The organism is Lysinibacillus sp. FSL K6-1151, from assembly GCF_038630755.1.
In the GTDB taxonomy this organism is placed as follows: Bacteria; Bacillota; Bacilli; order Bacillales_A; family Planococcaceae; genus Lysinibacillus; species Lysinibacillus fusiformis_D.
The window spans coordinates 1913589-1940422 of record NZ_CP152040.1; the positions used below are offsets into that span (position 1 = coordinate 1913589).

Annotated in this window: 33 protein-coding genes and 1 pseudogene; 24 read left to right on the plus strand and 10 right to left on the minus strand. The window is 38.9% G+C overall.

The features are described from left to right. Window positions 1-9 precede the first annotated feature (9 nt). Window positions 10-1584 carry an amidohydrolase gene (locus MHI04_RS09070; protein WP_342535557.1) on the plus strand — a complete coding sequence of 525 codons (1575 nt, stop codon included), beginning with the start codon at window positions 10-12 and terminating at the stop codon, window positions 1582-1584. Window positions 1585-1608: 24 nt separating this feature from the next. Here MHI04_RS09070 and MHI04_RS09075 read toward each other — a convergent pair whose 3' ends face one another. Continuing rightward, the gene (locus tag MHI04_RS09075; protein ID WP_036117306.1) at window positions 1609-1818 is read right to left on the minus strand and encodes a hypothetical protein; all 210 of its coding nucleotides are present in this window, start codon (window positions 1816-1818) and stop codon (window positions 1609-1611) included. Window positions 1819-2042: 224 nt separating this feature from the next. Between MHI04_RS09075 and MHI04_RS09080 the strand changes: the two genes are divergently transcribed. From MHI04_RS09080 to MHI04_RS09110, 7 genes and pseudogenes are all read left to right on the plus strand, one after another. Then, window positions 2043-3812 (plus strand): glycerophosphodiester phosphodiesterase, encoded by a 1770-nt coding sequence (locus MHI04_RS09080; protein ID WP_342535558.1) that lies wholly within the window; start codon window positions 2043-2045, stop codon window positions 3810-3812. A gap of 539 nt (window positions 3813-4351) precedes the next feature. Continuing rightward, complete coding sequence (locus MHI04_RS09085; protein ID WP_340808819.1) at window positions 4352-5302, plus strand: stalk domain-containing protein; 951 nt, start codon at window positions 4352-4354, stop codon at window positions 5300-5302. Window positions 5303-5409: 107 nt separating this feature from the next. After that, entirely contained in the window at window positions 5410-5943 is a 534-nt protein-coding gene (locus MHI04_RS09090; RefSeq protein WP_089932401.1) for a cysteine hydrolase family protein, read from the plus strand. Next, entirely contained in the window at window positions 5933-6478 is a 546-nt protein-coding gene (locus MHI04_RS09095; RefSeq protein WP_342535559.1) for a GNAT family N-acetyltransferase, read from the plus strand. Before MHI04_RS09090 ends, MHI04_RS09095 begins: the two co-directional genes overlap by 11 nt. 16 nt (window positions 6479-6494) lie before the next feature. Continuing rightward, window positions 6495-7400: a DMT family transporter gene (locus tag MHI04_RS09100; RefSeq protein ID WP_342535560.1), complete on the plus strand. Its 906-nt coding sequence runs from the start codon at window positions 6495-6497 to the stop codon at window positions 7398-7400. A gap of 612 nt (window positions 7401-8012) precedes the next feature. Then, window positions 8013-8441, plus strand: a complete 429-nt coding sequence (locus MHI04_RS09105; RefSeq protein ID WP_271913066.1) for a hypothetical protein — start codon at window positions 8013-8015, stop codon at window positions 8439-8441. A gap of 65 nt (window positions 8442-8506) precedes the next feature. Next, a pseudogene (locus MHI04_RS09110) lies at window positions 8507-8611 on the plus strand (IS1595 family transposase); the annotation flags it as partial. A gap of 32 nt (window positions 8612-8643) precedes the next feature. Here the strand turns inward: MHI04_RS09110 and MHI04_RS09115 are convergent. The 3 genes from MHI04_RS09115 to MHI04_RS09125 all read right to left on the minus strand — a co-directional run bounded on the left by MHI04_RS09115 (window position 8644) and on the right by MHI04_RS09125 (window position 10111). After that, complete coding sequence (locus tag MHI04_RS09115) at window positions 8644-8832, minus strand: hypothetical protein (RefSeq protein WP_342535561.1); 189 nt, start codon at window positions 8830-8832, stop codon at window positions 8644-8646. 255 nt (window positions 8833-9087) lie between these two features. After that, window positions 9088-9270 carry a hypothetical protein gene (locus MHI04_RS09120; RefSeq protein ID WP_058844964.1) on the minus strand — a complete coding sequence of 61 codons (183 nt, stop codon included), beginning with the start codon at window positions 9268-9270 and terminating at the stop codon, window positions 9088-9090. A 349-nt stretch (window positions 9271-9619) separates the two neighbouring features. Further along, a complete protein-coding gene (locus MHI04_RS09125) occupies window positions 9620-10111 on the minus strand; it encodes a DinB family protein (RefSeq protein ID WP_058844965.1) in 492 nt (163 codons plus the stop codon). A gap of 259 nt (window positions 10112-10370) precedes the next feature. On the opposite strand from MHI04_RS09125, the gene MHI04_RS09130 reads away from it, so the two are divergent. The 3 genes from MHI04_RS09130 (at window position 10371) to MHI04_RS09140 (ending at window position 12122) form a co-directional block, all read left to right on the plus strand. Continuing rightward, window positions 10371-11159 carry a hypothetical protein gene (locus tag MHI04_RS09130; protein WP_342535562.1) on the plus strand — a complete coding sequence of 263 codons (789 nt, stop codon included), beginning with the start codon at window positions 10371-10373 and terminating at the stop codon, window positions 11157-11159. 19 nt (window positions 11160-11178) lie between these two features. Next, window positions 11179-11412: a hypothetical protein gene (locus MHI04_RS09135; RefSeq protein ID WP_342535563.1), complete on the plus strand. Its 234-nt coding sequence runs from the start codon at window positions 11179-11181 to the stop codon at window positions 11410-11412. A gap of 515 nt (window positions 11413-11927) precedes the next feature. Beyond that, entirely contained in the window at window positions 11928-12122 is a 195-nt protein-coding gene (locus MHI04_RS09140; protein WP_036127597.1) for a hypothetical protein, read from the plus strand. 137 nt (window positions 12123-12259) lie between these two features. On the opposite strand, the gene fumC is transcribed toward MHI04_RS09140, so the two are convergent. Together fumC and MHI04_RS09150 are read right to left on the minus strand one after the other, a co-directional pair. Further along, window positions 12260-13651 carry a class II fumarate hydratase gene (gene fumC, locus MHI04_RS09145; protein ID WP_058844968.1) on the minus strand — a complete coding sequence of 464 codons (1392 nt, stop codon included), beginning with the start codon at window positions 13649-13651 and terminating at the stop codon, window positions 12260-12262. A gap of 281 nt (window positions 13652-13932) precedes the next feature. Then, window positions 13933-14148 (minus strand): hypothetical protein, encoded by a 216-nt coding sequence (locus tag MHI04_RS09150; RefSeq protein ID WP_089932385.1) that lies wholly within the window; start codon window positions 14146-14148, stop codon window positions 13933-13935. A gap of 581 nt (window positions 14149-14729) precedes the next feature. On the opposite strand from MHI04_RS09150, the gene MHI04_RS09155 reads away from it, so the two are divergent. Beyond that, complete coding sequence (locus tag MHI04_RS09155) at window positions 14730-15458, plus strand: AAA family ATPase (RefSeq protein WP_036127582.1); 729 nt, start codon at window positions 14730-14732, stop codon at window positions 15456-15458. Beyond that, window positions 15455-16678, plus strand: a complete 1224-nt coding sequence (locus MHI04_RS09160; protein WP_342535566.1) for a GNAT family N-acetyltransferase — start codon at window positions 15455-15457, stop codon at window positions 16676-16678. The genes MHI04_RS09155 and MHI04_RS09160 overlap by 4 nt, the downstream gene beginning before the upstream one ends. Window positions 16679-16718: 40 nt before the next feature. On the opposite strand, the gene MHI04_RS09165 is transcribed toward MHI04_RS09160, so the two are convergent. Then, window positions 16719-18101 carry a PLP-dependent aminotransferase family protein gene (locus MHI04_RS09165; protein ID WP_342535567.1) on the minus strand — a complete coding sequence of 461 codons (1383 nt, stop codon included), beginning with the start codon at window positions 18099-18101 and terminating at the stop codon, window positions 16719-16721. 111 nt (window positions 18102-18212) lie between these two features. On the opposite strand from MHI04_RS09165, the gene MHI04_RS09170 reads away from it, so the two are divergent. Further along, entirely contained in the window at window positions 18213-18653 is a 441-nt protein-coding gene (locus tag MHI04_RS09170) for a GNAT family N-acetyltransferase (RefSeq protein WP_340809792.1), read from the plus strand. A gap of 115 nt (window positions 18654-18768) precedes the next feature. Here the strand turns inward: MHI04_RS09170 and MHI04_RS09175 are convergent, their stop codons facing one another. Further along, entirely contained in the window at window positions 18769-19461 is a 693-nt protein-coding gene (locus MHI04_RS09175) for a class I SAM-dependent methyltransferase (protein WP_342535568.1), read from the minus strand. A 70-nt stretch (window positions 19462-19531) separates the two neighbouring features. Between MHI04_RS09175 and MHI04_RS09180 the strand changes: the two genes are divergently transcribed. The 6 genes from MHI04_RS09180 to MHI04_RS09205 all read left to right on the plus strand — a co-directional run bounded on the left by MHI04_RS09180 (window position 19532) and on the right by MHI04_RS09205 (window position 22630). Beyond that, on the plus strand, window positions 19532-19711 hold the full coding sequence (locus MHI04_RS09180; RefSeq protein ID WP_271913075.1) for a hypothetical protein: 180 nt from the start codon (window positions 19532-19534) through the stop codon (window positions 19709-19711). A gap of 169 nt (window positions 19712-19880) precedes the next feature. Next, on the plus strand, window positions 19881-20066 hold the full coding sequence (locus tag MHI04_RS09185; RefSeq protein WP_036127572.1) for a hypothetical protein: 186 nt from the start codon (window positions 19881-19883) through the stop codon (window positions 20064-20066). Further along, a complete protein-coding gene (locus tag MHI04_RS09190) occupies window positions 20059-20226 on the plus strand; it encodes a hypothetical protein (RefSeq protein ID WP_170829807.1) in 168 nt (55 codons plus the stop codon). Before MHI04_RS09185 ends, MHI04_RS09190 begins: the two co-directional genes overlap by 8 nt. 8 nt (window positions 20227-20234) lie before the next feature. After that, window positions 20235-20867: a hypothetical protein gene (locus MHI04_RS09195; protein WP_058844974.1), complete on the plus strand. Its 633-nt coding sequence runs from the start codon at window positions 20235-20237 to the stop codon at window positions 20865-20867. Window positions 20868-20965: 98 nt separating this feature from the next. Then, complete coding sequence (locus MHI04_RS09200) at window positions 20966-21955, plus strand: YafY family protein (RefSeq protein WP_342535569.1); 990 nt, start codon at window positions 20966-20968, stop codon at window positions 21953-21955. A gap of 45 nt (window positions 21956-22000) precedes the next feature. Further along, window positions 22001-22630 carry a type 1 glutamine amidotransferase family protein gene (locus MHI04_RS09205; RefSeq protein ID WP_271913077.1) on the plus strand — a complete coding sequence of 210 codons (630 nt, stop codon included), beginning with the start codon at window positions 22001-22003 and terminating at the stop codon, window positions 22628-22630. Window positions 22631-22695: 65 nt separating this feature from the next. On the opposite strand, the gene MHI04_RS09210 is transcribed toward MHI04_RS09205, so the two are convergent. Continuing rightward, entirely contained in the window at window positions 22696-23196 is a 501-nt protein-coding gene (locus MHI04_RS09210) for a DUF1648 domain-containing protein (RefSeq protein ID WP_271913078.1), read from the minus strand. Window positions 23197-23287: 91 nt separating this feature from the next. Between MHI04_RS09210 and MHI04_RS09215 the strand changes: the two genes are divergently transcribed. Then, entirely contained in the window at window positions 23288-24028 is a 741-nt protein-coding gene (locus MHI04_RS09215) for a sulfite exporter TauE/SafE family protein (RefSeq protein ID WP_058844977.1), read from the plus strand. A 21-nt stretch (window positions 24029-24049) separates the two neighbouring features. Continuing rightward, complete coding sequence (locus tag MHI04_RS09220; RefSeq protein WP_342535765.1) at window positions 24050-24976, plus strand: PD-(D/E)XK nuclease family protein; 927 nt, start codon at window positions 24050-24052, stop codon at window positions 24974-24976. Window positions 24977-25054: 78 nt separating this feature from the next. On the opposite strand, the gene MHI04_RS09225 is transcribed toward MHI04_RS09220, so the two are convergent. Next, window positions 25055-25282 (minus strand): DUF3923 family protein, encoded by a 228-nt coding sequence (locus MHI04_RS09225; RefSeq protein ID WP_089932368.1) that lies wholly within the window; start codon window positions 25280-25282, stop codon window positions 25055-25057. 370 nt (window positions 25283-25652) lie between these two features. Here MHI04_RS09225 and MHI04_RS09230 point away from each other — a divergent pair, with 370 nt between their 5' ends. Then, the gene (locus MHI04_RS09230) at window positions 25653-26306 is read left to right on the plus strand and encodes a hypothetical protein (protein WP_342535570.1); all 654 of its coding nucleotides are present in this window, start codon (window positions 25653-25655) and stop codon (window positions 26304-26306) included. A gap of 22 nt (window positions 26307-26328) precedes the next feature. Then, the gene (locus MHI04_RS09235; protein WP_342535571.1) at window positions 26329-26808 is read left to right on the plus strand and encodes a hypothetical protein; all 480 of its coding nucleotides are present in this window, start codon (window positions 26329-26331) and stop codon (window positions 26806-26808) included. Window positions 26809-26834 lie beyond the last annotated feature (26 nt).

Sequence of the window (26834 nt, forward strand, 5' to 3'; positions counted from 1 at the left end):
GGAATTGTTTTGGCAACATTATGGACAGGTGGCAAGATTTACACGATGGCTCAGGTTGGTGAAACAGTGGAAGCAGTCCTTGTAGAAGATGGAAAAATTGTGGCGACAGGCTCAGTGGAGAGCTTGTCGCCACTAGCTGCTTCTATCCAACATTTACAAGGACATGTAATGTATCCAGGCTTTGTCGATAGTCACTTACATATTATTGGTTACGGTGAAAAGCTCAAGCATATTGATGGCTCCACAATTACAAGTAAAGAGGCATTACTGAAGAAGCTTCAAGAGCGAATGTCCAAGGCTACGGCACAGGAATGGGTCATTGCAATCGGGCTAAATGAAAACCAATTTGATGAACCGATTTTGCCGACATTAGCGGAGCTGGATGCACTTGGAGAAGCCTATTTAATCATTAAACGGAGCTGTCATCATTTAATTTTAGCGAATTCCAAGGCACTTGCCTTTGCTGGCATTACCAATGATACCCCTTCACCAGAGGGCGGTGTCATTGACAAAGTCGACGGTCAGCTCACAGGTGTACTAAAGGACGCAGCATTGTATTTAATTGTCAACCATATGCCGCATATTACACCTGCGTATATCGAGGATGCTTTGGCAAAAGCGGTGGCCTCGCTCCAATCCTATGGTTTAGTAGGAGGGCATTCTGAGGACTTAAGCTATTACGGACCACCAAGCCAACCGATTCTGGCTTATCGTAAAATCGTGGAGGCACAGCAATCCTTTAAAGTTCATTTATTACAGCATCATACGGTCTTTGAAGAGGTCGCAAAAATGGATTTAGCCTCATCACCATTTTTAGAGTTTGGCGCTATGAAAATTTTTATTGACGGAGCCTTTGGCGGTCGCACGGCGGCGCTACGTCAACCGTATAGTGATGACCCTAACAATGCTGGGATGCTCATTCATACAACAGAGCAATTAACAACCTATGTTCAGCTTGCTCGTCAGTACGGACAAACTGTGGCCGTGCATACGATTGGAGATTTAGCAATAGCAACGATTTTAGACGTTTTTGCGGCCTATCCGCCGCAGGATGGTCAGTTTGATCGCGTGATTCACTGTAGCTTAGTTGATGATGAACTATTAGCCAGACTAGCTACTTTACCTGTTGCGGTAGATATGCAGCCGCAATTTGTACAGGGAGAATATCAAGCAGAGTTATCGAGACTTGGAGAGGCGCGCGCTCAAGGCTTACATCCTTTAAAATCACTTCTTGACCGAGGGCTGATTGTGGCAGGGGGCAGTGACGCCCCGATTGAGGTTCCCAATCCGCTACAAGGCATTTACGCTGCTGTCACAAGAAGAAATATTGGCGAAAGCCATGAGGGCTATAATCCGCAGGAGAAAATTTCACGGTTTGAGGCCGTCCATCTGTATACCGTAGGAGCAGCCGAAATAATCGGTCAGTCACATAAGCGTGGCAAAATTGCAGCAGGCTATGCAGCCGATTTTACGGTTTTACAGGAGGATCTTTTTACTGTAGATATTGAACAACTACCACATATACAAGTAGCTTGTACGGTGGTGGATGGGAAGATGGTATATGAAAATCGCTGTGAAGGATAACCTTTGCAGCGATTTTTTCTCGGTCTATTGTTTGTCAGCCAAATTTTTTACTTGCTGCTCTAAGCTCGATACACGTTTTGTTAAGTCCTCTACTTGCTGTTGCATGGTTGGTGGAGGAGGCACAGGGACGGTTGACTTCATTTTTTTAATCATATGAATCATCACGAAAAAGATAGCTAGAAACATACATAAAAGAACAGTTGTACTAATGATATCGCCAAGAGTGAATTTCATGTTTGCGCTCCTTTCTCTAGTGGGTATCTAGTTATATACTGGATAGCAACATGAAAAGTTTCAAAAAAATGGAGAAAGTCACGATAAATACACAAATCTTCTCTTACTTTGATGCATAGGATACTTGAACAAATTGCTATTTTAGCGGCTTTCAGTACTGTGCTATAGCTATTTGAACATACGTTAGAAGAGAGCTATTCTAACAGCATGACAGGGGTGAGTACGTGCACAAGGCAGGACAAGTAATGCGACAGGCTGTCCACAATATTTATGCGTATCGGTTAGATTATGTACAAGTTTTCGCATTGATTAGAATTTTTCAGTTTTTATTGATAATCCCTGTAACCTCGATCGTCTTGAAGCTCATGCTCCGAGTAACAGGGTATACACATATTACTGAGCAAAATTGGCAAAGCTTTGTGGCGCATCCCTTTGTCATCATGATGATTTGTCTATTAATTTTGCTGTTTTTATTATTTGTTTATTATGAAATGGGCTTTCTCTTTCTCATGGCCTTTCATCAGCAAAGGGGGATGCGCTATCGCTTTCTTCCTTTATGGCAGCAATTGAATCGAAAAGTTATTTATTTTTTTAGTGTCCAAGTCTTATTTTTAATTGTCTATCTTGCCCTATTAATGCCATTAGCTTCCTTTATGCTACCACTCACCTTAACGCAATCCGTTTCTCTGCCACATTTTTTAACAGACGAAATAATGAGCAGTCGAGCTGGTAGGCTAGCATATGCTGCGGTGGCAAGTATCGTGGTGATGATCGGCATTCGTAGTATTTTAACGTTACCAATTTTTACAATCCAGCCCAACATCTCGATTCTACGTTCCTTTAAGCAAAGCTGGCATTTTTCTAAACGAGGTTTATTTGAACTGTTAGTATTATTAGCGATGCTTTTAACAGGTCATTTGCTAATGATGCTAGGAATAACGGTCATCAGTACGTTTCCGCTCTATTTAATAGAGCGCATAATGCCGAGCGCAGCATTGGTCACAGCGGGGCTTACACTTGCCTTGTTAGAAATGGTCTTTGTAGTGCTATTTAGTTTATTACAGGCTATGTTTTCACAAGTCATGGTTGCCATTACGTATAACACGCCAGTGCTAGGCAAAGTCAGAGTGGCTACCAAGAGACAGCGACGCTATAAGCCATTACTATTGATCAGTTTCATCGTTTTTATCGTATTAAGTATGATGAACATCAATTCTTTAGAGAAAAGTGTTTATGCCCCAGATACTAAAATTATTGCCCATCGAGGCTATGTCGCAGGCAATGTAGAAAATACGATTAGCGGGTTAGTAAATGCAGCGAATGCGGGGGCAGATTTAATTGAAATCGATATTCAGCAAACCGTAGATGGTGAATTTGTTGTCTTTCATGATCGAACATTAAGACGGCTAGCCGGTAAAAACGGTGTCATTGCGAATATGACCCTAAGTGAACTAAAGTCATTAACCATTCACCAAAATGGCTACAGCGATAAAATTGCATCTTTAGAGGATTGTATCGAAATTGCCAAAGCGTTAGATGTGGCGTTATTAATCGAATTAAAGGTGCACGGCCAAGAAACGGAAGATGTTTTACCTAAATTAGTCGAGAAGCTACGTCAATACAAGGTGCTGGATTCCTACTATGTGCAATCCGCTGATGTACAGAAAATGGCGCAATTAAAAAAATTGTTGCCCAATTTGCGAGTGGGCATTGTCTATGCACTCAACATCGGACCAATGGAGGAAAATGTTGATTTTATCGCATTAGAGGAATCCTGGGTAACCGAGCAGCTGATTGAGGAATTAAAGCAGCACCCAACTGACCTATTTGTTTGGACACTCAATGACGACCGTTCCTTGCAAACCTTTATTGAAAAAAACGTCAGCGGCGTCATCACCGACCACCCCGACGTCGCCCGCGAGCTAAGAGCACAACAAAGCGAACATCAATACTTCTTACAGCGCATCCTCAATCGACTGCGATTTATCTTTTGAGGAAGCGAAGTGAATACTTGCAGAGGAAGTGAGAATACTCGCGGAAGGAGAGTGAATACTCGCGGAAGGAGAGTGAATACTCGCGGAAGGAGAGTGAATACTCGCGGAAGGAGAGTGAATACTCGCGGAAGGAGAGTGAATACTCGCGGAAGGCAAGTGAATACTCGCGGAAGGAAGGCGAATACTCGCGGAAGGAGAGTGAATACTCGCGGAAGGAAGGTGAATACTCGCGGAAGGCAAGTGAATACTCGCGGAAGGAGAGTGAATACTCGCGGAAGGAGAGTGAATACTCGCGGAAGGAAGGTGAATACTCGCGGAAGGCAAGCGAGTACTCGCGGAAGGCAAGCGACAACCCGCGAAAGTAAAGCGAACACCCAGATGCCCTCAAATCAAAGCGAACAACATAAGCGCTTCATCATACGCAACCGTTCGATAGCAGTTTGACTTCGCTGAAAATAAAAAAATCGGTCAGATTGTAACCTTTTTCATGCAGAGGCGACTACTTCTATGAATTCGAGATATGAAGGAGATGCTTTTTTATGAAAATGACGAAAGTCGTACCATTTGCTATGTCAGCATTATTATTAGGGGGCGCGATTGGAGCTCCAACTGCATCAGCTAACGAAGGTGAGGCTGTGGTGACGAACGCAGAAACTACGGAGCAACAAGTGCAGCCGACTTTTATTAAAGTAACGGGTACCGTGGAAAATGTAGATGTTCGTGAAAACGGAACGTCCTATACAGTAATGGACGGTGACAATACGAACATTGTCATCGCTAATAAAGAGTCATTCATTTTCGATAATACAGGAAAAGAAGTCAAGCTTCAAAAAGGGGATAAGGTGTCGGCTTACTCTTATGCGAAAAAACCTATGCTTGCAATTTATCCACCGCAGTATAACCCAGAAGTAATTATTGTTGAAACAGAAGCAATGGGTAGCGTGGAAGTTGATTTCTTCGATAAAAATTTAATCGATACAGACAACAACTTAAAATTAAATGTTGGAGAAGATACTAAATTAGTAAGTGCTTCTGGTAAAGATGTAAAATTGGATGATTTAAAAGAGCAGCATTTAGCCGTGTTCTACACAATTGCTACGATGAGTATTCCTGCTCAAACACCACCTTCTAAAGTCATCGTGTTGGACACGATCGAGAAGGAAGAACCAATTGAAGTAGATCCAGAGCCAACTCCTGAACCAGCACCATCGAATCCAGCTGTTCAAGAAATCATCAAGAAAGACTTTTATGAAGTAGAAGGGACGAAAATGGTGCCACTACGATTAATCGCAGAAGAACTTGGCTTTAAAGTAGAAGTTACGCCAAAAGGTGCTATTGTTTCGAAAGGTGCCGTTTCCTATACCATTACTCGTGGTCAAAAGGAATATGGCTACAATAAAGCGCTTCGCCAATTTAAAGTTGCGCCCGCTTTATTAGAAGCTGGCAAAACATATGTACCAGTTGAATTAGCAGAAGAACTAATGAAATAATGACATTGAAGTATCTGGCAATTCGCTAGGTACTTCTTTTTTTATTTCCTTCTAATGGAAAATTCAGTACAATGAAAAAGAAAAGTCGAAGCATAAAGGAGAACGTTATGAAGCAAGCACTCATTATTATTGATATCCAAGAGGCTTTCTTTTTGGATAGCCAACAAAATCTATGGAATGATGAAACGATTATTAAAAATATCAATATGGTAATCACATGGGCACGTCATAACGAAGTCCCAATTATTTTTATTCAACATACAGAGGCGGATGATGTTGATTTTGCAATGGGTCAGCCAGGGTGGGAGCTGTATCATGGACTGCTTAGACAGGCACAAGATAAAGTGATTCAAAAAACAACTTGGGATGCTTTTTATCAAACGGATCTTGCACAATATTTGAACGAACAGCACATTGATCAGTTGATTTTCGCAGGTGCTCAAACAGAGTTTTGTCTTGATACGACGATTCGCAGCGCTTTTAGTCATGGCTACCATCATAATATTTTAATCGAAGATGCACATAGCACCTTAAATAGTCAAGTACTCGCAGCACCTCAGATCATTCAGCATCACGAATCCGTATGGCGTAATCGCTTTGTAAAAATTCAGCCAGTTGAGGAGTTCCCAAATGCTCATTGACCAAAAAGCGTTTCATATAAAAGAGCTAGACTATATTATTCGCTGTGCACAACTTGAGGATGCTCAAGCTTTATCGGATTTGCGCCTACAATTGGACGGTGAAACAGAAAACTTCGACCGAGAGCAGGGGGAGGCATTCATCGATCAAGCGGGCTTCGAGCAGCTTATTCAGCAGGATACAGCAAGTCCGAAAAATCTGTGTTTAGTAGCGGTTGTAGGTGATCAAATCGTTGGGTACTCCAGATGTGAGGGCTCTCCATTAAAGAGACTTGCCCATAAAGTAACATTTGGCGTCGGTGTTAGGAAGGCTTTTTGGGGCTATGGCATTGGAAAAGCTCTACTACAAGTATCTATTGATTGGGCAGATGCCAATGGTGTACGGAAAATGGCATTAGAAGTGCTAGAAACGAATGAAAAAGCTATACAGCTCTATGAAAAATGGGGCTTTACAGTAGAAGGTATTTTGAAAAATGATAAATGCCTTGCAGATGGTAAGTACTATCACACAATCATAATGGGTAGATGGCAACCCTAGTTAAGAAGGAACAGATATGACCAATTTTATGTATATTTTTTGTTTAATTGTCTGGGGACTTAATTTTATTGCAGTAAAGATTCAAGGAACCCCAGTCAGTCTAGAATTATCTTTAACCTATCGTTTAGTTATAACTGCTTTTTTATTTGGCCTACTTGCTTGGTTGATGAAACCACAGGGGAAGCCGCAGCAGCACGATTTTCCATTTATTATCGTCTTTGGTATTTGTAATTTTGCCTTCAGTTATTTAGCTCTATACTATGCGACGATGTTGAGCTCCGCTGCGATTGTCACTTTAATTTTTTCATTAAAAGTAATTTTAACGCCCATTGCTCTTCGAATATTTCTTAAAGAACCATTACATCGTCGCGTTTTAATCGGTGGTACTTTAGGGGTAATCGGTGTTGGGGTATTAATCTATCCCACTTTACATAGTTTTTCAGGTTTGGCTGATTTAAAAGGGGTCCTAATTGCTTTACTCGGTACTGTCCTAACAGCAATCGGGGATGCAAGCTCTGCAAGAAATGCAAAGCGCCAGATTGACCCCATTTATGCCAATGCCATTGGTTTTACAGTCGGCAGTGTAGTCATGTGTGGTATTGTCTGGATACAAGGACAAAAAATCGTCTTGCCTACATCCATTACCTATTTATCAGCCCTACTGTATTTAACGATCATCGCATCATTTCTTGCCTGGCTATTTTATTTAAAGCTAGTAGAAAAAATTGGCGGGGCGAAGAGTGGCTACATGGTTGCGTTGTTCCCTGTGATTGGCGGGATTGCTTCTGTTGTCATAGGGGAATCTACGCTTAATCTGTATTTAATCATAGGCTGCCTCTCTAGCTGTATAGGAGCTGCAATTGCCTTAGGCTTTCAATTTAAGCCTTTTTTACGAGGAACGAAAACCTCCTCCCCTTCATAAAATAGAGAAGAACGCTTGAAAAGGGTGAGGACAAAATGTCATTCGTTCAATCGAGTACAATGGCAAGTAGCAGAGAAAAAGAAGAGGATCATTGGGACATTGACCGTTGGGAAAATGATGGTGGCAGAAGTTTGCAGACGTAAGGGGGGACGAAAATTTGTCTCCCTTATAAAATGTTGAAACCTTTTTTCGTGTTGCTCGTATGATTAAGTAGACAAGTTTTAATAGCAGATTTGAAAAAAGGGAGAAATATTTTTTGAACCATTGAACAAAACGATTATTATTCATTATTTATTTGATTGTCATTGCGGATGCATATTACACAACACTGTATATTGAACAAAAAACACCACCGCAATATCAAACCATCAAAGCATCAGCCTTTACAGTTAACATGGTACGGTAGCAAGCCTCACAAAAAGAAGCGGACAACCCGTCGCTTGAAGCCTATGTCCTTCAAGCCATTGCTTCAGAGAGTGACCTATGGCATGGTGACACAGGTAAGGAATTTAGAACATCGTACACAAAAGCACATCTTTTTACGATACCAACAGCTACGTTGCTGACACCCTGTACATTTACAGGGTGTTTTTGATAAGGAGAATGAATGAAATGAGCATGGTAACCTACATAGGATTAAATTTCCAGGCTGCAATAAATGACGACGATATGGAAGATGAAGTTGAAATAACAGATTTGTTCCTTAGTAGCGAAGAGCGTCAAATGCTTCAGCATCAACATTTTACAACGCCATACCTATATGAGCTTGAAGCAAAAGGGAGTCCCATTTGGCAAATGCATAACGACAATAAAGTGCATTCGCCACATAACTACGAAAAATCCAAAAGCACATTACTTCTTGTTTGTAACTTCCTGAAAAAACTTCTGCCAAAAGGTGATTATTGCGAAATCTACATTTGCTGGAAGGGGGAAGAAGGGGAGGATAGCGAAAAGAAATTCGAGCTCCTGTTAGACCAACTCTCAATAGACCAGCTCGAAATGAATGAAAAATACTTGATTACAATAAAAAATCAATTCTAATAAAGATTGAAGCGAAAAGCCTCACCCTTTATTAGAATTGTTTATTGGAAGTCGATCGGAATAAAATCGTCCCCGAAGAATGCTATGATATTGCAAAGATACTCAAAGACATTCGTGAAACTCGTTTCTCAGATGGCTTGTCTTGTCTACATTGTGTTAGTATATCGGTATAGTTAGTTGCAAAAAGTTTATTTGTTTCGTATTATGAAACAATCTCACATTTCAAGGTGTTTCGATTTACTGTGATATATTCCCCAGTTGATTTATTCATTACTTGTGACACTTTCTTGGTATGCGTTATCTCGCACCAATCATTTTGTACATCCACCAATATTTTTATTTCCACATCACTTTCTCCATATTTTAAACCACTATAAGATAATTTCGTCATGATCATCCTTCCTTTCTTAATCTTTAATATATTGTCAAATATGATATTTCAATCTACCTGTTTCTATTATACTGCACATTTATTGATTTATAAAAAAGCAACAATCTTTACGAAACCAGCCTAAAATAAAACGAGTATAGATATTATTAAACTGCCAGGGCAGTTTGGTTTAATAATCGTGCAATTGTTAGAATTTGGTATAATTATTTTGGAGGTGAACGTTTCATATATGATAGTATTTGTGTTCATTAGTATTTATTTAATGCCGATTTTAGCAATTATATTTTGTCTAAACCTTGTAGAAATAATAAAGAAAGTAAAAAAAGAACAACCAACTACTGCTAACACAGTTTGGTTAACAATCTCTTTTGCATTAATTGTATGGAGCATTGCTGTTACATCTTTTGGTGAATAATAGAAACGCTTTAGCCAAAGCAATCAACAGCTCTCCCTTAAAAATAAAATTTAACAACCAGCCACGATTCTGCTAAAAGAATTGTGCCTTTTCTTTGGGGGAAGGGACAGATTGCTAAACGGATAGTAGTTTAAGGCGAGGGGAAAATAAATTTCAGTTAATCGTTCAAGTTGCATACAAATATAAAGTGTGATGAATATTAGTAACTCATTAGCTATAATTATTCCAGAAAAAAGCGCTATTTGTGAGTTGAAAAAAATCCCAATTTCTCAATTTGAACACTAGGAAATTGGGATTTTATTTGATATAACAGTCAGATTTGCTTTTAAATCGCTTTGTTGTATGCAATAGTCAAGCAATTTTAAGCATCGTTTATAAATAGGAGCGTTTAGCTGGCCATGAACCTTGTAGTTTACGAAGTTGTACAATTTGTCCTGTATGATAAGCATCGTGCAAAAGGATATTTAGATATTGTTGCCAAACTGGAAGAGAAGGACTAGGTTGATCCAATTCTGCTTCTTGAAGGGATGCTAATGAAGATTGTAAGGCATCATGTACGTGAAGTGTTCGCTTCACAGTTTCTTGCCAAGCATCCTCATCATTCGCTCCACCTTGGACAAACGTTTCATCATTATTTTGTGGAGCAACAAATGAGTGATCTTTATGTAAGCGAGAAAGTAAGCGCTCTTTAAAGGCTAGTAGATGGTTAGTATTTTCCCAAATCGTATTAGCGGCCTTTCCTTCTGGTTGCCAACATGCTTGTGCAGCAGTGAGATTCTTTAATGCTTCTGATAGTGGTGGATACCATTCTTCTTCGAAAAAAACTTGATTGACTCCATTTTGTAAGAGTTCCTTTTTACTCATTGAGATAGCCCCCTCTTTTGTAACCTTCTAAACAGTACTTACTATTAATTTATCAAATTTTCCGAAAAGAGTATATAGGAGTGAAAATATACTAACAGGGACGTTAACTAAAGAGCATTGAGTTGCTTAGGCTCAGTGCAGGTTAGAAGAACAAGAAAGGCTATTGAATGACGTTCTGTTTTGTATCGGGATCTGATGGATTTGCTTAAATATTTATTTATAATATAAGGGAAAAATACTTACAAAATTTACATTAGAGGTGGCGATAATTCTTGAGAAGGTTGGTCATACTAGTCATGGTGATTTTTGGATTATTTTTCCCGATACAATTGCTATTAGTAAAGGCGAGTATTCAACCAAAATTGGAAAAAGTAGATGTTTCCTTATTCAAGTAAATCGTTTAAATGGGGAAACTCGTTTATTTAAGGAAAATGATGGATATGAGGAAGTGATTATCGATAAGATTGTTAACTGGATAAATACATCAAGCCCTTCCGAAGAAGCAAATGAGTTAGAGTTAAATCAAACTTCCATCATCTCGATAATGAAAATAAAACTAAAAAACGGAGACGTTGCAGTTATTGAACCAGCTTATAATTGTGTATCCCAAAACCAAGTAAAAACATGTACGATTGCAGATGGTGAGGTTATCTATACAAGTAATAATAAAAAGCTTCGATTGAAATCAGTAGAACTTTATGATTGGCTCTTAGTTGGCTGGAAATATGAAAGTGTTGGAGCACCAAAAGATGAGTTGCTTGAAGAAACTTTATATAGCAAATATTTTTCCTATCTCGATGAAACTTACGCAGATTTTATCATGTGTCCAAAAATCGATAAAGTTGAAACAATAGATGGCAATACAAGGAGACATATTGTTCAGGCAAGTGCGTTAAATTATAGTGCACATCATGGTGATGTTCCCTTTGATAGAATCCATATAATGTTGACTGATACGCCAGAAAATGGAGTGAAAATAAATAAAGTGACAATACAAAAGGGGATTATTGAAAAAGAAAGCGCTATACAATGTAGGCGAGCGAGCTAAAGGATGACAGTGTGAATGGATGGAACAATTGATAAAGGAAATAATGTCTCAGAGTAGCCAATATAAAGTTCAAATTATTAAACGTAAGGATGGTTTCTATACTATAGAAGTGTTTATGTGGCAAGAAGAGTATGAATATGAGTATTGGCGTCCAATAAAAAAAGATTTGACTTTGGTTGAAACGAAGGAAGGTGCAATAGCATTAGCCATTGAACATTTAAGCGTGTACTCTGGAGAACAATGCTTTTATTAATGTGCCCAATTTTGGATTGATGTTTTAGAATGCACTTGCTTCGGCAGGTGTTTTTTTCATTATCAATGCTCAAGAATAACATGTTTAATAATACAAAAATGGTTAAATATTGTATAATGAAGTTAGGATATTTTGATATTAGTAGCTTGTAGAAAAGAGAAAGTGGTTGAGAAAATGAAGAATAAAAAAGGCATAGTTATTGCTAGTATTATATTATTATACTGTGTGATTTCAGTTATCTATACGCTTTTACTGGATGGAAAAATCAATTGGTCTCTATTATTTTTAGCAATATGTATGATTTATATTATAGAAGTTGCTATATCTAATAATAAATTACTTAAAAAGAAATTGACTAAGTAGGACCAATACCAAAAGCTTAACAGGTTAAATCAGTTTTTACAGTTAAGTTACATCTGTTGGTAGGGCATCCACTCACATTCCAATGGTTTTATTATTCTCCATTTGCATTTAATACCTCATATTATCAGGTGAATAAGAAGGTGGGTATGCTATTGTTTAAAGAAGTTTCAAAGCTACAATTGGTACTATCTTTTTTGATGGCTTTTATTGGCTTCTCACAAGCATTTAACAACTGGGGAGAAAAGAGAATGTTATCTTTATTCTTTTTGATTGCTAGTATGTTCGTTTTAATTGTTGCGAGTTTAGCTCTGATTTTTTATAGAAAACGGCAAATCATTAAAGAGTAATGATGGGCTTCAAAAAGAAAAAGATTGAAGCTTTTTAGCTCCAATCTTTTTTCTTGTGCAATCATACCGTATTTTCTAGCCGAGGCTCAAAATAGGGGACATGATCTAAAACATTGATATATCAACTTGCATTTATTTTATTTGACGTTTGGATAAATCATCGTTGCTGGGTCGACATATTCATCGAATTGCTCTTCTGTTAGTAAACCACTTGCGATAGCTGCTGCTTTTAAAGTAGTGCCTTCTTTGTGCGCTTTTTTCGCGATTTTTGCTGCGTTTTCATAACCAATGTATGGATTTAATGCCGTTACAAGCATTAATGAATTTTGTAAATTATGATCTAGTACTTCTGTGTTAGGCTCGATTCCTACAGCACAATGGTCGTTAAATGATTTCATTGTATCGGCTAATAGGCGAGTCGATTGTAAGAAGTTGTAAATAATAACGGGTTTAAAGACGTTTAGTTCAAAGTTCCCTTGAGAAGCGGCGAAGGCAATTGTCGCGTCATTGCCGACTACTTGTGTGACAACCATAGTCATAGCCTCACTTTGGGTAGGGTTTACTTTACCTGGCATAATCGATGAGCCTGGCTCGTTTTCAGGGATTGTGATTTCGCCAATACCAGAACGAGGGCCACTCGCAAGCCAGCGAACGTCATTAGCAATTTTCATTAAATCAGCTGCTAATGCTTTTAATGCACCATGAGCAACAACAGCTTCATCATGGCTTGTTAAGGCATGGAATTTATTCGCAGCCGATGTGAACTGTTTGCTTGTTAGTTCACTAATTTCTGCTGCTACACGATCACCAAATTCAGGATGAGCGTTGATACCAGTACCAACCGCTGTGCCACCAATCGCAAGCTCTTTCATATAGTCAATATTTTGGAGTATCATATGCTCGGATTTTGCTAGCATGGCTGCCCAGCCGCTAATTTCCTGACCCAATGTAAGAGGTGTCGCGTCCTGTAAATGCGTACGGCCAATTTTAATAATATCTTTAAATTGAGCTGCTTTGTCTTCTAACGTTGATTTTAATAGACGAAGTCGTGGTAATAAGTAATCTTCCACTTTTAACACAGCTGCAATATGCAATGCTGTTGGGAATGTATCATTTGAGCTTTGTGATTTATTGACATCATCATTTGGATGAACAATATCAGCTTCGCCAGCGTCCTTTAATAATTGGTTTGCACGGTGTGCAATGACCTCATTCACGTTCATGTTGGATTGTGTACCGCTACCTGTTTGCCAAACAACAAGTGGGAATTGATCGTCCCATTGACCATTTAAAATTTCATCTGCAGCCTGTACGATGGCATTCGTTTTAATATCAGAAAGTTTGCCTAGTTTGTTGTTCGCAATCGCAGCACTTTTCTTTAAAATAGCCATGGCTTGCACAAGCTCAATCGGCATTTGCTCTGTACCAATTTGGAAATTCTCTTTACTGCGCTGTGTTTGCGCACCCCAAATTTTATCAGCAGGTACTTTAATTTCACCCATTGTGTCTTTTTCAATACGATAATCCATGTTCAAACAGCTCCTTTATTATGTAAAACTCTCCTAATATACAGATAAAAACGGATACTCTTAGTCTGATGTAAGAATATCCGTTTGATACATGCTTATTCAAAAAAGAGGGGGATTCTGAATTAAGCAATTTGGAGAAAAGAAATAATCTACTGATAATGATAATTGTTATCAATTAAAAAGTCAACGGTTTTTCTTGAAGAAATTAATGATGAGAATAATTCGCAATCGTTATCTTTGGTTTTCCCGAATTTCTAAGAAATAAACGGCGCTGTGAGGCGTTATCTCTTTTTCTTTCCGATTTCTTTCAACGGTTGTTTTTTAGGGATTTTTTCAAATAAAACCTTTACCTGAAAATTATGGTCATCCATTTGAAGTACCTCTATCACCTTGGCTTTACGCCCTTTAATTCGAATATCCTCTTCCACTGTAGGCAGTTTAACGAGCAATTGGCTTAAAACAGACGTCTTGTTTTCATAAAAATGAGTCACAAACATCGCTCTTCTCCTTCTAACATTTGATGTTACTCAATTTATGAGTGGGGCATAGTAGATAGAACTTTGGGTGAAGTGGTTGATTAGATTGGAGCTTCTTCAAGCGTTCATCAATTGAAGGGACTCGCTCATCGAGATTTCCAAATTGCTCATAAAGCATTCCCCATAAGTAATCTCCCAAAATGTCTGCGCAATAAAATCATTGAAATGAGCCAATTGCTAGGAAAACCAATGATTGTTGCGGAGAAAGCGTGGTTCATTCTGAAATACTTCACCAACAAAAGGTTTTATTTTATTTGAAAATCAAAAATATGACATAATTCTACGTATGAGAATTGCAACTTTCGACATATCCTTTATTTATTTCTCGGGAAATATCTCATAGGATTATGAGGGAATAGTAAGGATTTCGTAAGCTATTTCAGACAATGATTTGATTAGGGATTCAGATGGGTTCTTTTAGAGAAATATAATGTGTTTATGATTTGATTGACTATTCTTATTTTTCGTTTGACTCATGAGATAGGTGTATTATGTTTCAGCTAGGGCGATGTTCGTTATAATAAGAGAAAGGAGGAAACGAGATGTATTTAAAATCATGTAAGGTATTACAGGACACGATTCCGAATAAACAAATGTATCCTTTTAATATCCCAAGCTTGCAGGATTTATATGAGCTGGAGTTTCCGACAAATGTAACGTTCTTTGTTGGAGAAAATGGGTCGGGGAAATCAACATTACTTGAAGCAATTGCAGATCGCTGCGATTTTAATACAGCGGGTGGTGGTCGCCAGAATTTATATGACGTACATAAGGCAGAGTCTTCACTGGGTGAATATATCCGCTTGTCGTGGATGCCGAAAATCTCGAATGGCTTTTTTCTACGATCAGAAACATTTTATCAATTTGCCAGTCATATTGATTTGTTAGAAGATCCAAGGAAATATAACGCTTTTGGTGGGAAGTCGTTGCACCACCAATCTCATGGTGAATCTTTTCTTGCATTATTTATGAATCGTTTTAATGGCAAAGCTATCTATTTATTGGATGAGCCTGAGGCAGCATTGTCTCCAACGAGGCAGCTAAGCCTGCTGAAAATTATCAAGGATCTAGAGCATGAAGCCCAATTTATTATTGCCACACACTCGCCCATTTTACTGGGCTATCCCAATGCTACAATATATAGTTTTGATGAAGGAGAGATTGAATCGATTCGCTATGAGGATACCATTCATTACATCGTCACTAAACGTTTTTTAGATGCACCGCAATCCATTTTACGTGAGTTATTTGATGAGGAGAGGGAATTATGAATCAACGAAAAGGCTTAGTCATGCGAGAAATTCGATTAGACGAAATGGCACAGTCCATTGATTTACTGAATTATGTATTTCAGATGTCTATGTCCATTCACAAGGATCGCCGTTTTGTAAATGCCAAGAGCAGGCAGTTTAATGAAGGGCATGCCATTGGTTGGTTTGATGGCAAACAGCTTGTATCCCAAATTTTAAGTCTACCTTTTGAGGTTAATGTACATGGCAAAATTTATGAAATGGGCGGCATCACAGCAGTTGGCACATACCCTGAGTATTCTGGGCATGGCTTAATGGAGAGCTTGATTATTGAAAGCCTGCAAAGTATGCGAAATGAAGGACAATGTATTTCCTATTTATTTCCATATTCTATCCCTTATTATCGCAAAAAGGGATGGGAAATTATGAGCGATATTGTAGAGTTTCAGGTGAAGGATACACAGCTTCCGCATTATGCGGGACTCAATGGTAAAATTCGTCGTGTTGATCCCAAACATGAGGATGTTGTAGATATTTACGCACGTTACGCACAGAAAACGCACGGGGTAATGGTGCGCAATAGTATTGCGTGGAATGAAAAATTTCAGGAGGATTTCTGGGAGGAGAAATTCATTGATAGCGATGTCCAACTACAGGCAGCGGTCTATTATGATGAAGATGATGTAGCGCAGGGCTATATGTTCTACCGTATAATGGAGGAAAATTATTATATTGATGAAATCGTTTATTTACAGGAAGAGGCCCGTAAAGGCTTATGGAACTTTGTCTCGGCACATAGCTCGATGGTTTATAATGTTTACGGGAAAACAACGGGAAATGAAGCTGTGGCCTTTTTATTAGAGGATAGCGAGATTATTCAAAAGGTCTCTCCTTATTTCATGGCGAGAATTGTCGATGTCAAAGAGTTTTTACTACGCTATCCTTTTGTCGGTCAGGATTTTGAGCTTCAGCTTGCTGTCAGTGATCGCGTTGTGGCGTGGAATAATGGTACATTCATCATCAAAATGAAAGATGGAAACCTGTCTGTGCAAAAGGTAAGTGAGACGTTAAACGAGAATGCTGTTCATTTAACTGTGCAAACATTGGCTACGATGCTGTTAGGCTATAAACGCCCAAATTATTTAGAAAAAATTGAACGGCTACAGGGTCGTGCTGAGGAAATTGCGTTGCTTGAAGCTGTCCTACCAGTGGGTATCCCAACATTTATTGATTATTTTTAAGCTTTTTAGTGCGCGAGGGGGAGAGCCATAACGTTGACAGTTATGGCTGCCACGCCTCTTTTAGCCGTTCGACACCCAGTTTGATTTCTTCCATTGTTAACTTACTAAATCCTAATTGTAGCAATGGGTCCTCACTTGTTTGATTAATAAAAAACGGGCTTGTCGGATAAACCTTCACACCATAAGTCTCGGCTCGCTGGATGAGCTGTTGTTCTGAAAGGGGAGACTTGACCTTCACTACTATATAAAGCCCCGATTGCTCGCCCAATATAGCTATTTGTGGACCAAATTGTCGTTGCAGCTCCTGAACAAGGTGCTGCATTTTTTGTTTATACGTCAAGCGCATTCGTTTAATATGACGTGTCCATTCCCCTTGTGCCATGAATTGGGCCATTGTCCGTTGATGAAGGGACGAGGCATTTTGTTCAAAATGAGCAAAGCGCTCTTTAAATGGCTGTACTAGCGTATTCGGCAAGACCATATAGCTTAATCGTACACCAGGTAAAAACGATTTTGAGAAGGTGCCGAGATAGATTACCTTTGAAGGGTCGATCGAGGCAAGGGCAGGAAATGGTTGTTGTGTATAGCGAAATTCGCCATCATAATCATCCTCAAGAATATAGCCATTGACTTGCTGCGCCCATTGAATTAAGGTTTGTCGCTGCTGAATGGTCATGGACACACCGTATGGGAAATGATGTGAAGGGGTGACATACAATAAGCGTGATTGACAATGTTTAAGTATATCAAGTTGTGCCCCAGTCTCCATTACTGGCAATGTTTCTATGACAAAACGATGTAACTGAAAGGCCTCACGCGCCCCATTATAGCCAGGGTCTTCTAAAAGAACACTTGGAAAATGATCTTTTAATAAAAAGCCCACATACAGTAGCATTTGCTGTGTGCTACTGCCGATCATGATATTTTCGCTCGTTGTCGATACGCCTCTTGCTTGTAGTAAATACGGGACAAGCTGCTCCTTGAGCAAGGGATCTCCAAATAGCTCTCCATATTGATAGCATGATGGTTCCTGTAATACTTGATTGGCTAATTGACGCCATGTTTTCATAGGAAAATATGTCTGGTCAACAGCCCCAGCACGAAAATCTACAAGCAATGATGTTGTGTTGCTGGTTGGCTGTGATAGAACTGGCTGTTCCTGTTCCTGCAAGAAAACTGGCTCTAATGCATTGACGAAATAGCCTTTGCGTCCTTCTCCACGTATATATCCCTCAGCTACAAGCTGTTCGTAAGCAGTTAACGTTGTATTACGGCTAACCTGTAACGTTTCTGCTAATTTTCGAATGGAGGGCAGAGAATCGTTTGTTTGAAGTGTTCCTTGTGTAATGAGTATTTTCATTTGCTGATACACTTGTTTATATTTAGCCTCTTTTTCTGTTAATAGAAAGATAAAGTCATCCATATGATACCACCTTGACATGTTGAAATATTTGAAATTGTTTCTTTTGGAATGTCAGATTATTTACTACCATCATATAAGAAGGACAATGAAAAAGAAATGGGGAATCGAAACATGAAAATTTGTACAGTGACACAGGCGACCATTGAGGATGTTGTGCCTTTATTTAATGCCTATCGGGAATTTTATGGGCAATTGTCTGATATACAGAAAGCGGAGCAATTTATACGTGATCGAATAGAACGGGCAGAGTCCATTATTTTTCTTGCGTATCAGGAGGATGAGGCAGTAGGGTTCGCTCAATTATTTCCTCTCTTTTCATCCGTAGCCATGAAAAAAGCGTTTATCTTAAACGATTTATTTGTCGCCAAACAAGCCAGACAACAAGGGGTGGCACAGGCTTTAATGGAACAATGCTACGTCTACTGTAAGCAGGAAAATGCTCGTTACATGATGCTTGAAACTGCAACGGATAACATCAATGCACAGAAGCTCTATGAAAAGATGGGCATGACGATTGATAACAATGTCTATTATTATAGTATTTATTGGTAATTAAGCTGTATGGTTGCTTAAGCGTGGAGCTCGATTGGTTGGTGATGGGATTGCTCATAAAAGGACGAAAGTGCTAGACCTCGCCATGTCTAATTAGACATAGCGGGGCCTTGTGTTAGGCATGACTCATCCAGCCTGCGAAAAGACCAGAGGTGAAAAAGCGGGTAATGTTTTTGAATCCAGCTTCACTTAATAATTGTTGGATTTCTTGATCGGAAATGAAAGAGATATTCATGATGACTTTACCCATATTTTCTACTTTCTCTTTTGTGTAGCCAGCGTCTAAAAAGCCACTTTGCCAGATTTTGATACGATCTTGTAGTTCGTCACTTTCTCGGTCTCCATAGGCACAAGCAAGGACGAATGGTTTTCCGGGCTTTAATTGATCGTGAATGTTTTGTAGTAGATGTAGTTTTTCCTGACGATCTACAATGAAATGAAGGACGAGGATACAGCTGGCCGCATCGAATTTTGGCGTGGTTTGTGGCAAGCTCTCAATAGTTCCTTGTAGCAGTCGAACTCGGCTTTCTAATTCGAGTTGTACGGCCTTGTGTTGAGCGATTTGGAGCATTTCCTCAGCTGGGTCAATGCCTGTGAATGTCCACAGAGGGTTCGTTGGTCCCCATGCGGAAAGTTCATTGCCACCGCCAGCCCCCACAACTAGCAGGGATGCCTCTTGTTCACCTAAATGAGAACGGAAATAGGCTTGAGCCACGGCAAATAATGTGTCATAGGCAGGCACCGAAATACGAGTACTTTGCTCATATGTACGTGCCTTTTCTAATAAATGTGTTGATAGTTTATCCATCGATATAGCCTCCATTGCTTTATTATATATATTACAGACCCTTATTATCTGTAATTGAGTATAAATGAAAATGATTGAAAGGACAAAGAAATCGCTTTTTATAAAAGAGATTGGCGAAGCCTTTTGGTTTTCAAATGAGCAATTTCATGCAGGGCATCGTGTTTGGCTGAGCTATGTTGTGGGGACACTTTCCGTTCATGTGACCTTGTTAGCCGTGCTTATGACGGCATTTGCGGGCTATGTCATATGATAGATGAATGAACGGATGACAGGAGGCTTCATAGTATCGCGATTTTGGTAGCAGCAGGTTTTTCTATGTTTCCAATGCTATCATGATGACATTTTGACTTATTTGCATTTCTTGGCGGACGCTTGCATAATAGGGCAGAGAAGATTTTTTCGTGAAGGGACGTGCAAGCATGACAGAATGGCCTAAGGGAGTAGCAAAACCAGCAATTCGTGCATTACAGGCAGCGGGTTATACAGAATTGAAGCAGCTGGAAAAAGTGGACCTTACGACACTAGCTCATTTACATGGGATGGGACCAAAAGCGTTAGCGGCGATTGAAGCGGCTCTAAAGGAAGGTAGTGAGCCTCGTGAATAAGCTAACATTGTTTTTACTAGCTATGGTTGTCTACTATATTATCGTTGTATTCCTTATTAGCAAGCTGTTTATTATTCCAATCATGAAAGTGATGGCCTTGATCTTTTTTATAGGGGCAGGCTATATTTTTTCTCGTAAAATGCGTAGAAAATTACAGTAGGAGGCAATATGAAAATTGTAAATCTAACATTCTTTTATGGAGCGGTTATTATCTTAGCGATTACGCTGTCATTAGCAGGTGTTCGACTATCCATCTCACTCGGGATATTTGCGTTATTCGCAATAGGGGTAATTTATCGTCATATACATATTTTATATCGCACCAACAATATGGAGCAGGTGGATAAATGGGTGAAAAAACATAGAAAAGAACCCATCTTTGCTGCACTTTATGCCAATGCTTATGAGACGAAGGAAGAACAGATTCGTGCAGTTGATGCTATCATCGACTATTACAAGCAACCTGCCGTAAAGTATAATTATCAATTTATTAAAGCAATCATGGAAGAGAACTTAGGTGACGCGAAAGTAGCGGCAACAAAAATTGGCAAAGAACCTTTAGCTAGCTATGCACATTGTTATATCGCTGCTCTCGAAGGCAGAACAGCTGACATGACAAGTGATAAACTAACACAACCGTGGATGCAACCCGCAATCGAAGCAGTCTATGCCTATACAGTAAAGGATCAAGCAAAGTTTCGCCAATTTGCAGATGCGAGCATCGAACACGCTCGTGGCATACAGAAATATGGTCTTATACATAATTTCAAGCAACTAGAAGAAGATTTGGTCATTCAATAATAGTTGGGCTACTTGGTAACCAGTACATACGGTATCAAGTAGCCTGTTTTCGTGTAGCTTACAATAAATGAAAAAATGATTTTATGAGGTGACAATGATTGTCTAAAATTGATCATATGATGCAGATTCTATGGATGCTGCATGCAGGCAGGAAAATTACCGCGAAAGAAATAGCTGAAAAATTAGAGATGAATATAAGGACAGTATACCGATATATTGACGCACTTTCTGCCAGTGGTGTACCGATTATAGCAGAAGCAGGTCATAACGGAGGGTATACCCTGTTGAATAATTTTATTAAAAGTCCTCTTCTATTTGATATTGATGAGAAAGCGGCATTACTTCATGCTGCTATTTTTGCAAAAGAAGCTGGTTATTTTTTAGATGAGGCATTAAATAGTGCAACATCAAAGCTAACAAAATTTTCAAATCAAGAGCAAGATGAAATGATTAAGCAACATTTAGAAGGATTCGAAATTGTAAGTCCTAATGCTCAATCATCTATGGAGCCGATATTGAAAAAAATAGAGGAAAGTATAGTAAACGAAACATCTGTTGAAATGGAGTACCGTACAAATAATGAAGAACAACCTAAACATAGGTTGATTAACCCGTATGGCTTAGTTTATTGGAATAATAGCTGGTATGTCATTGCCTATTGTCATTTAAGGAAGGAGATCCGTAATTTTAAAGTAAGCCGCATTATCAATATGAACCAAACAGCCATTACCTTCCAGCGACCACAACCTTTCTCGGCAAGTGATTTTTTTATGAAAAGCATTCTACCACAAGTAGAAGATAAACGGGAGCTTACGCCTTTCATCATTTGTGGTAAGACGGATGCGGTAGATGACATAAGTCAGCATTGGTTTTTAAGGCATCACCTCAAAGAACGGACCTCAAAGAAAGCGATATTTCTAGTAGAGGAAGAAGCGTTACATAAATATGTTCCCTATTTGCTATTACCATATGGAAAATCAATACAAATAGTAGAACCAATAAGCTTAAAGCAAAAAATGATTGACGTACTTTATGAGCTAATTAATTTTTATCAAGTTGAAAACTTTACTGACGGAGAATGTCAGTGAAGTTTTTTTATAATAAGCGTAATTCATTTAAAAGGAGTGGTTATTATGCATACAAGAAGAGTGTATCTTTATGTATTTAATACGATGTCAGACTGGGAAATAGGCTATTTAATTGCTGAACTGAATTCAGGAAGGTATTTTAAAAAAGGATTAGCGGCTTTTGAGGTAATTACGGTAGGTATTGATAGAAGCCCTGTTACTACGATGGGAGGAATTACAATACTTCCTACTATTTCCATTGATGAATGTCAATTGAATAGTACGGATGTCTTAATTCTTCCAGGAGGCAATACATGGCTTGAGTCTATACATGATCCTCTATTGAAGAAAGTATCCATAGCGTTGAACGAAGAAATTATCATAGCTGCAATATGTGGCGCAACTATGGGTCTCGCAAAGATTGGTTTGCTAGATTCAAGAAAACATACAAGCAACGATTTAGAATACTTGAAAATGTTTTGTCCACATTATATAGGGGATAAACATTTTGAGGAAGGCCCTGCTACAACGGATGGAAATTTAGTTACGGCATCAGGTACAGCCCCACTGGAATTTGCTGTTCATGTTTTGAGGCTACTTGACGTGTTTAGACTAGAAACATTACAGGCGTGGTTGAATCTTTATCAAACGCATGAAAAAAAATACTATTTTGAATTAATGTCTTCTATTGAATAATTAAGGTCTCAGTGGAGCATGTGTAACAACATGCTCCTAAATTTATTCTTATATAAAGAGGTACACTATCGCATTTTCTTTTCCAACAAAATGCCTCGTACGATGCCACCAATAAAGAGGATGCCTAACACGAAAAGAAATAGGTAGGCATGCCACTGCTGTAAAATACGCTCGTGACCTAGTGCCACTGTCAGGTCATTGAAAAGGGAATAAGTAAAATATAATAATATACTATTTTTTATGAGACAAAACGTCATAATGCCATTTTGTCGCTGTCTATGGGACAGGGGTGCTTTATTTTTGCGCATGACAGGGTAGGCAGCTTTCATTTCTAAATAATGTAAAAGTAAAAATAGCATAAGTGCGATAAAGGGTAAATAAAAGATCGCAATTTTCGGTCCAAACTGGGCTTGCTCATTCGTAAAGCTTTGTAAGACAGGAATCATTGCAGGGAGCTTTGAATATTGGATTAGAGTGGCGGTGATGCCAGCTCCAAAAATAGTGGCCGCTATAACAGTCAGCTGGTGACAAAAGCGCGGTGTGGGTGTTTTTTGTTGTGTATGCATCCTTGCCCCTCATTTCTCATCATTCAAAATGTTAATCTGTTATACTGTAACATAGAATGATTGCTTTTTGTGTTAGAGAAAGAAGGATACTATGGAATACTTGTTGTTTTTACTAATTGGCATCATTGGGAATGTCGTGGGCACATTAGTGGGTGGTGGCGGCTTAATTACCTTGCCTACCATGATGCTTATGGGCGTGCCCGTCCATTCGGCTATTGGCGCGAATAAAGTGTCCAATATGGTGAGTGCCTTTTCCAGTTTTTATACGATTTATAAACGAAAAGAATTAGCCTGGACAGAAATGCGTGCTGTCCTACTTGTATCCTTGATTGGAGGCACACTTGGTGGACTTTTCGCTTCGTTCATGAGCAGTCAAACATTGACGTTCATTGCCATTATGTTACTAGGCTTTGCACTCATCATGTCCTTTATGGGTGGAGCTGATTTTGGTGACAATGAATGCTTTACAATGAATCGAAAAAACGGTCCAATCCTTCTTGGGGTTGGTTTTTATGATGGTATGTTTGGCCCTGGCAGTAGCACATTAGCTCTCTATACATATGCACATGAGAAGATTTCCTATATCAAAGCAGTAGGGCTCTCACGGGTGGGGGTATTTGCCATGTGCTCAGGAGCGGCGATTACGTATATTGCGACGGGAAAAATTGAATGGCCATTAACACTTATTTTGATGATTGGCTCAACGATTGGTGCACAAATTGGGCTCGTGCTTGCGAGAAAAGTGAAAGCGAACCAAGTGAAGCTATTATTGCGGATCGTAACGATTGTGCTGATTGTACAGCTTCTTTATGATTTTATCCATCAGCTTTAGGAGGCGATTGTCCTGTTTGAAATAACACCATACCCAACCTTTTCGTGGTCACTCTCGCGTCATAAAACATTGACAAGCTGCGCTCGCAAATATGGCTATGAATATTATTTTTCACATAACGGCTGGCTCAGCTATAATGTAGAGCCTTACCATCAACAGGTGTATCGCTTAAAAAAGCTACAATCGATGCCTATTTTATTTGGGCAAATTGTCCACCGATATATTGAACAGGCCATTAATGATTATCTACAGACAGGGAAAGCTTCTACACTGGAGGAGCTGATGCAAGGGGCACGTGGACAGCTTAATGCAGCCTTTATTGATTCTACACGCCATGTGGAGTTTTGGAGGCAAAAGCCGAATAAATACTATATGATGCAGGAAATTTATTATTACGGCACACTTTCTTCTGAGCTTGTGCAGGACTATAAAGAACGTTTACAGCTTGTGTTTGACCATTTTTTGATGAGCGAAACATTCCAGCAAATCACGGCACAAAAGGGCGCTCTCCGTATTGGGGAACCAGAGCAATTCCGCTCGATGAAAATAGACGGCATCCAAGTATTCGTCGTCATGGACTTTCATTATTATGATGAACGAGCAGATAAATGGATTATTGTTGACTGGAAAACGGGCGGGGAGTCTGATGATGACCGCCAGCAATTAGCGCTCTACGCCTACTATGTTCAGCAAAAATACCGTGTATCCTTGGAGCAAATCGAGGTCTATAACGAATATTTATTAACGGGAAAACGGAAGAAATATAGGTTTACTGCCTACGATATGGAGAATATTTTGCATACATTTCAACGCAGTGTCTTAGCAATGAAAAAATACCAAGCCGATATTTTTTCTAACGAGCCTGTGGACTTGGAAGATTTCGAACAAACACAAGAAAAATGGCATTGTCGAGGTTGTAATTTTAGAGAGTTGTGTGGGACAAGGTGAGAAAGTAAAAGAAGCGAGTGCTAAAATAGCCACTCGCTTCTTTATTATGTCATTTAGGGATGACAATCCAGTACTTCTTCAAGAGACCTTTGTAGTGGTTTTCCTAATAAAATAGAGAAAAATGAGCTGAATGAGCATAACAACTAGAAACACGATGCCCAAAATAATGAATGACACCATTTTAATGGCAGGAGTTTGCACCATCCCAGCAGCATCAACATTTCTTACCCCAATAAATACTGCGAGGGCAGAAAAAATCAATAACCATACAATATTTATAGCCCACCATATAATTTTCGTAAACAAAATGAACATCCTCTTCCTATTTATAATTTCCTTTTATGGTTTTATTATATTGTTTTTGTTTGTTTTTGGAAACACACTTTAGACGGTGTTATCTCTCCGCCTTGAGACGGATTGACTTATTACTCTTCGGTTGGTGTGTAGAAGGTAAAACAATTTTGCCATTTGTCTAGAGCTAAAAAGGCTTTATTCCTTATTTAGGGTATATATGGTAAATTCGGTATATGTAAATATTTAGGTATAAAAGGGGGAGAGAGTATGTTACATAAGAAATCATCTAACCATCACTTAATGGGTATAGCACTGGTAACAAGTGAGGAGACTTCGCAATGCCCACACAATTTCAAAACACTTTCTGGAGAGGGGGGAGAAAATGATTAATAATAAAAGGGCGCTTATTCGTTCAATCGTAATTTTAGGTATATGTATGTGTCTTTTTTTTCCATATCCTTCTAATGAAGTGATGCATGCCCAATCTTCCTTTATGTCGTTTCCTATACAAACACAAGATGGCTATGTGTTGCTCGGCATCATTGGCTCGATTTTATTTATATTTGCGATGACTTTACTAGCTAGGAGCATAAACAAATATCACCTTACAACAATTGTTTCCGTAGTGTTACTCTATTCATTTTTACCCCATTTTCTCATAATGGCGTATCAAGAAACCTTAGCTACTGGTATTATGGCCATTTCATACAAAGGGGATGGCAACTGTGATTTTGAGATGGTGAGCAAAGATTTAATGAATGGGGATTGTACCCTTATCTTACATAATCGAAGCAATGAAGCTGTGTCATTTGATTTAGTATTTTTAGATAGCCATTTCTCGAAAGAAGATGTGCGTATATCATCACTTATGAATATAGCAGGTCCATATCATGTGACAATCGAGGCCAATCGTGAAAAATTGATTCATCTGAAGAAATTACTCGATTTATCAAAAGTTCCCCATCCTATTTATGGTGGAGGTTCGTCCAATGTGCAGGTTAAATTATTGGATGGAAACAATGAAAGAACTTTATAAATAGTCAAGGAGGGGGAAAAGTATGAGTAAATTATCATGGCTTTACTATGCTACCAGCCTAATCATAACGGCTATCATTTTTAGTCTTATACATGTTTTCACTGAACCAATTGTGATAGGAAGCTCCAATGGTATAAGTAATGGTAATCCAGGACTCTTTCCCTTAGTATTTTTCACACCGTTCTTCATTGTTTCCATTATGGGTACATATAAACTTGCCAATAGACTGGCTCTAAAAACGATGAAGACGATGCCATTTTACAGCATGATAGTGCTATCCTTTCTGTTTCCAAGTATTGTCTATTCATTGACTTTGAAAAAAGCACAAGAGCTAAGAGTGTTCGTGTTTGAACATAATCAGTTAGTTACGGAAATAGCTGAAATTCCATTGTTGAACACTTATTCCAATTCTATCTTTTTTACTGGATGGACCTTCCTTGCGCTACATTTTACAGTCATTTGGATCGCTTATCTATTAGCATTTCTAAAGCATAAAGGTTAAACAGTTAGCCACTCCAAACAGTTGCA

Excerpts from the sequence above, each read along its gene's own strand:
- MHI04_RS09095 (WP_342535559.1), top strand. The coding sequence starts at position 5,933 with ATGCTCATTGACCAAAAAGCGTTTCATATAAAAGAGCTAGACTATATT.
- MHI04_RS09180 (WP_271913075.1), top strand. The coding sequence starts at position 19,532 with ATGATTGAAAGGACAAAGAAATCGCTTTTTATAAAAGAGATTGGCGAA.
- MHI04_RS09100 (WP_342535560.1), top strand. The coding sequence starts at position 6,495 with ATGACCAATTTTATGTATATTTTTTGTTTAATTGTCTGGGGACTTAAT.
- MHI04_RS09210 (WP_271913078.1), bottom strand. The coding sequence starts at position 23,196 with ATGCATACACAACAAAAAACACCCACACCGCGCTTTTGTCACCAGCTG.
- MHI04_RS09135 (WP_342535563.1), top strand. The coding sequence starts at position 11,179 with ATGGAACAATTGATAAAGGAAATAATGTCTCAGAGTAGCCAATATAAA.
- MHI04_RS09165 (WP_342535567.1), bottom strand. The coding sequence starts at position 18,101 with ATGGATGACTTTATCTTTCTATTAACAGAAAAAGAGGCTAAATATAAA.
- MHI04_RS09150 (WP_089932385.1), bottom strand. The coding sequence starts at position 14,148 with ATGTTTGTGACTCATTTTTATGAAAACAAGACGTCTGTTTTAAGCCAA.
- MHI04_RS09160 (WP_342535566.1), top strand. The coding sequence starts at position 15,455 with ATGAATCAACGAAAAGGCTTAGTCATGCGAGAAATTCGATTAGACGAA.
- fumC (WP_058844968.1), bottom strand. The coding sequence starts at position 13,651 with ATGGATTATCGTATTGAAAAAGACACAATGGGTGAAATTAAAGTACCT.
- MHI04_RS09115 (WP_342535561.1), bottom strand. The coding sequence starts at position 8,832 with ATGACGAAATTATCTTATAGTGGTTTAAAATATGGAGAAAGTGATGTG.
- MHI04_RS09230 (WP_342535570.1), top strand. The coding sequence starts at position 25,653 with ATGATTAATAATAAAAGGGCGCTTATTCGTTCAATCGTAATTTTAGGT.
- MHI04_RS09125 (WP_058844965.1), bottom strand. The coding sequence starts at position 10,111 with ATGAGTAAAAAGGAACTCTTACAAAATGGAGTCAATCAAGTTTTTTTC.
- MHI04_RS09175 (WP_342535568.1), bottom strand. The coding sequence starts at position 19,461 with ATGGATAAACTATCAACACATTTATTAGAAAAGGCACGTACATATGAG.
- MHI04_RS09090 (WP_089932401.1), top strand. The coding sequence starts at position 5,410 with ATGAAGCAAGCACTCATTATTATTGATATCCAAGAGGCTTTCTTTTTG.
- MHI04_RS09170 (WP_340809792.1), top strand. The coding sequence starts at position 18,213 with ATGAAAATTTGTACAGTGACACAGGCGACCATTGAGGATGTTGTGCCT.
- MHI04_RS09105 (WP_271913066.1), top strand. The coding sequence starts at position 8,013 with ATGAGCATGGTAACCTACATAGGATTAAATTTCCAGGCTGCAATAAAT.
- MHI04_RS09205 (WP_271913077.1), top strand. The coding sequence starts at position 22,001 with ATGCATACAAGAAGAGTGTATCTTTATGTATTTAATACGATGTCAGAC.
- MHI04_RS09185 (WP_036127572.1), top strand. The coding sequence starts at position 19,881 with ATGACAGAATGGCCTAAGGGAGTAGCAAAACCAGCAATTCGTGCATTA.
- MHI04_RS09195 (WP_058844974.1), top strand. The coding sequence starts at position 20,235 with ATGAAAATTGTAAATCTAACATTCTTTTATGGAGCGGTTATTATCTTA.
- MHI04_RS09155 (WP_036127582.1), top strand. The coding sequence starts at position 14,730 with ATGTATTTAAAATCATGTAAGGTATTACAGGACACGATTCCGAATAAA.
- MHI04_RS09075 (WP_036117306.1), bottom strand. The coding sequence starts at position 1,818 with ATGAAATTCACTCTTGGCGATATCATTAGTACAACTGTTCTTTTATGT.
- MHI04_RS09085 (WP_340808819.1), top strand. The coding sequence starts at position 4,352 with ATGAAAATGACGAAAGTCGTACCATTTGCTATGTCAGCATTATTATTA.
- MHI04_RS09235 (WP_342535571.1), top strand. The coding sequence starts at position 26,329 with ATGAGTAAATTATCATGGCTTTACTATGCTACCAGCCTAATCATAACG.
- MHI04_RS09215 (WP_058844977.1), top strand. The coding sequence starts at position 23,288 with ATGGAATACTTGTTGTTTTTACTAATTGGCATCATTGGGAATGTCGTG.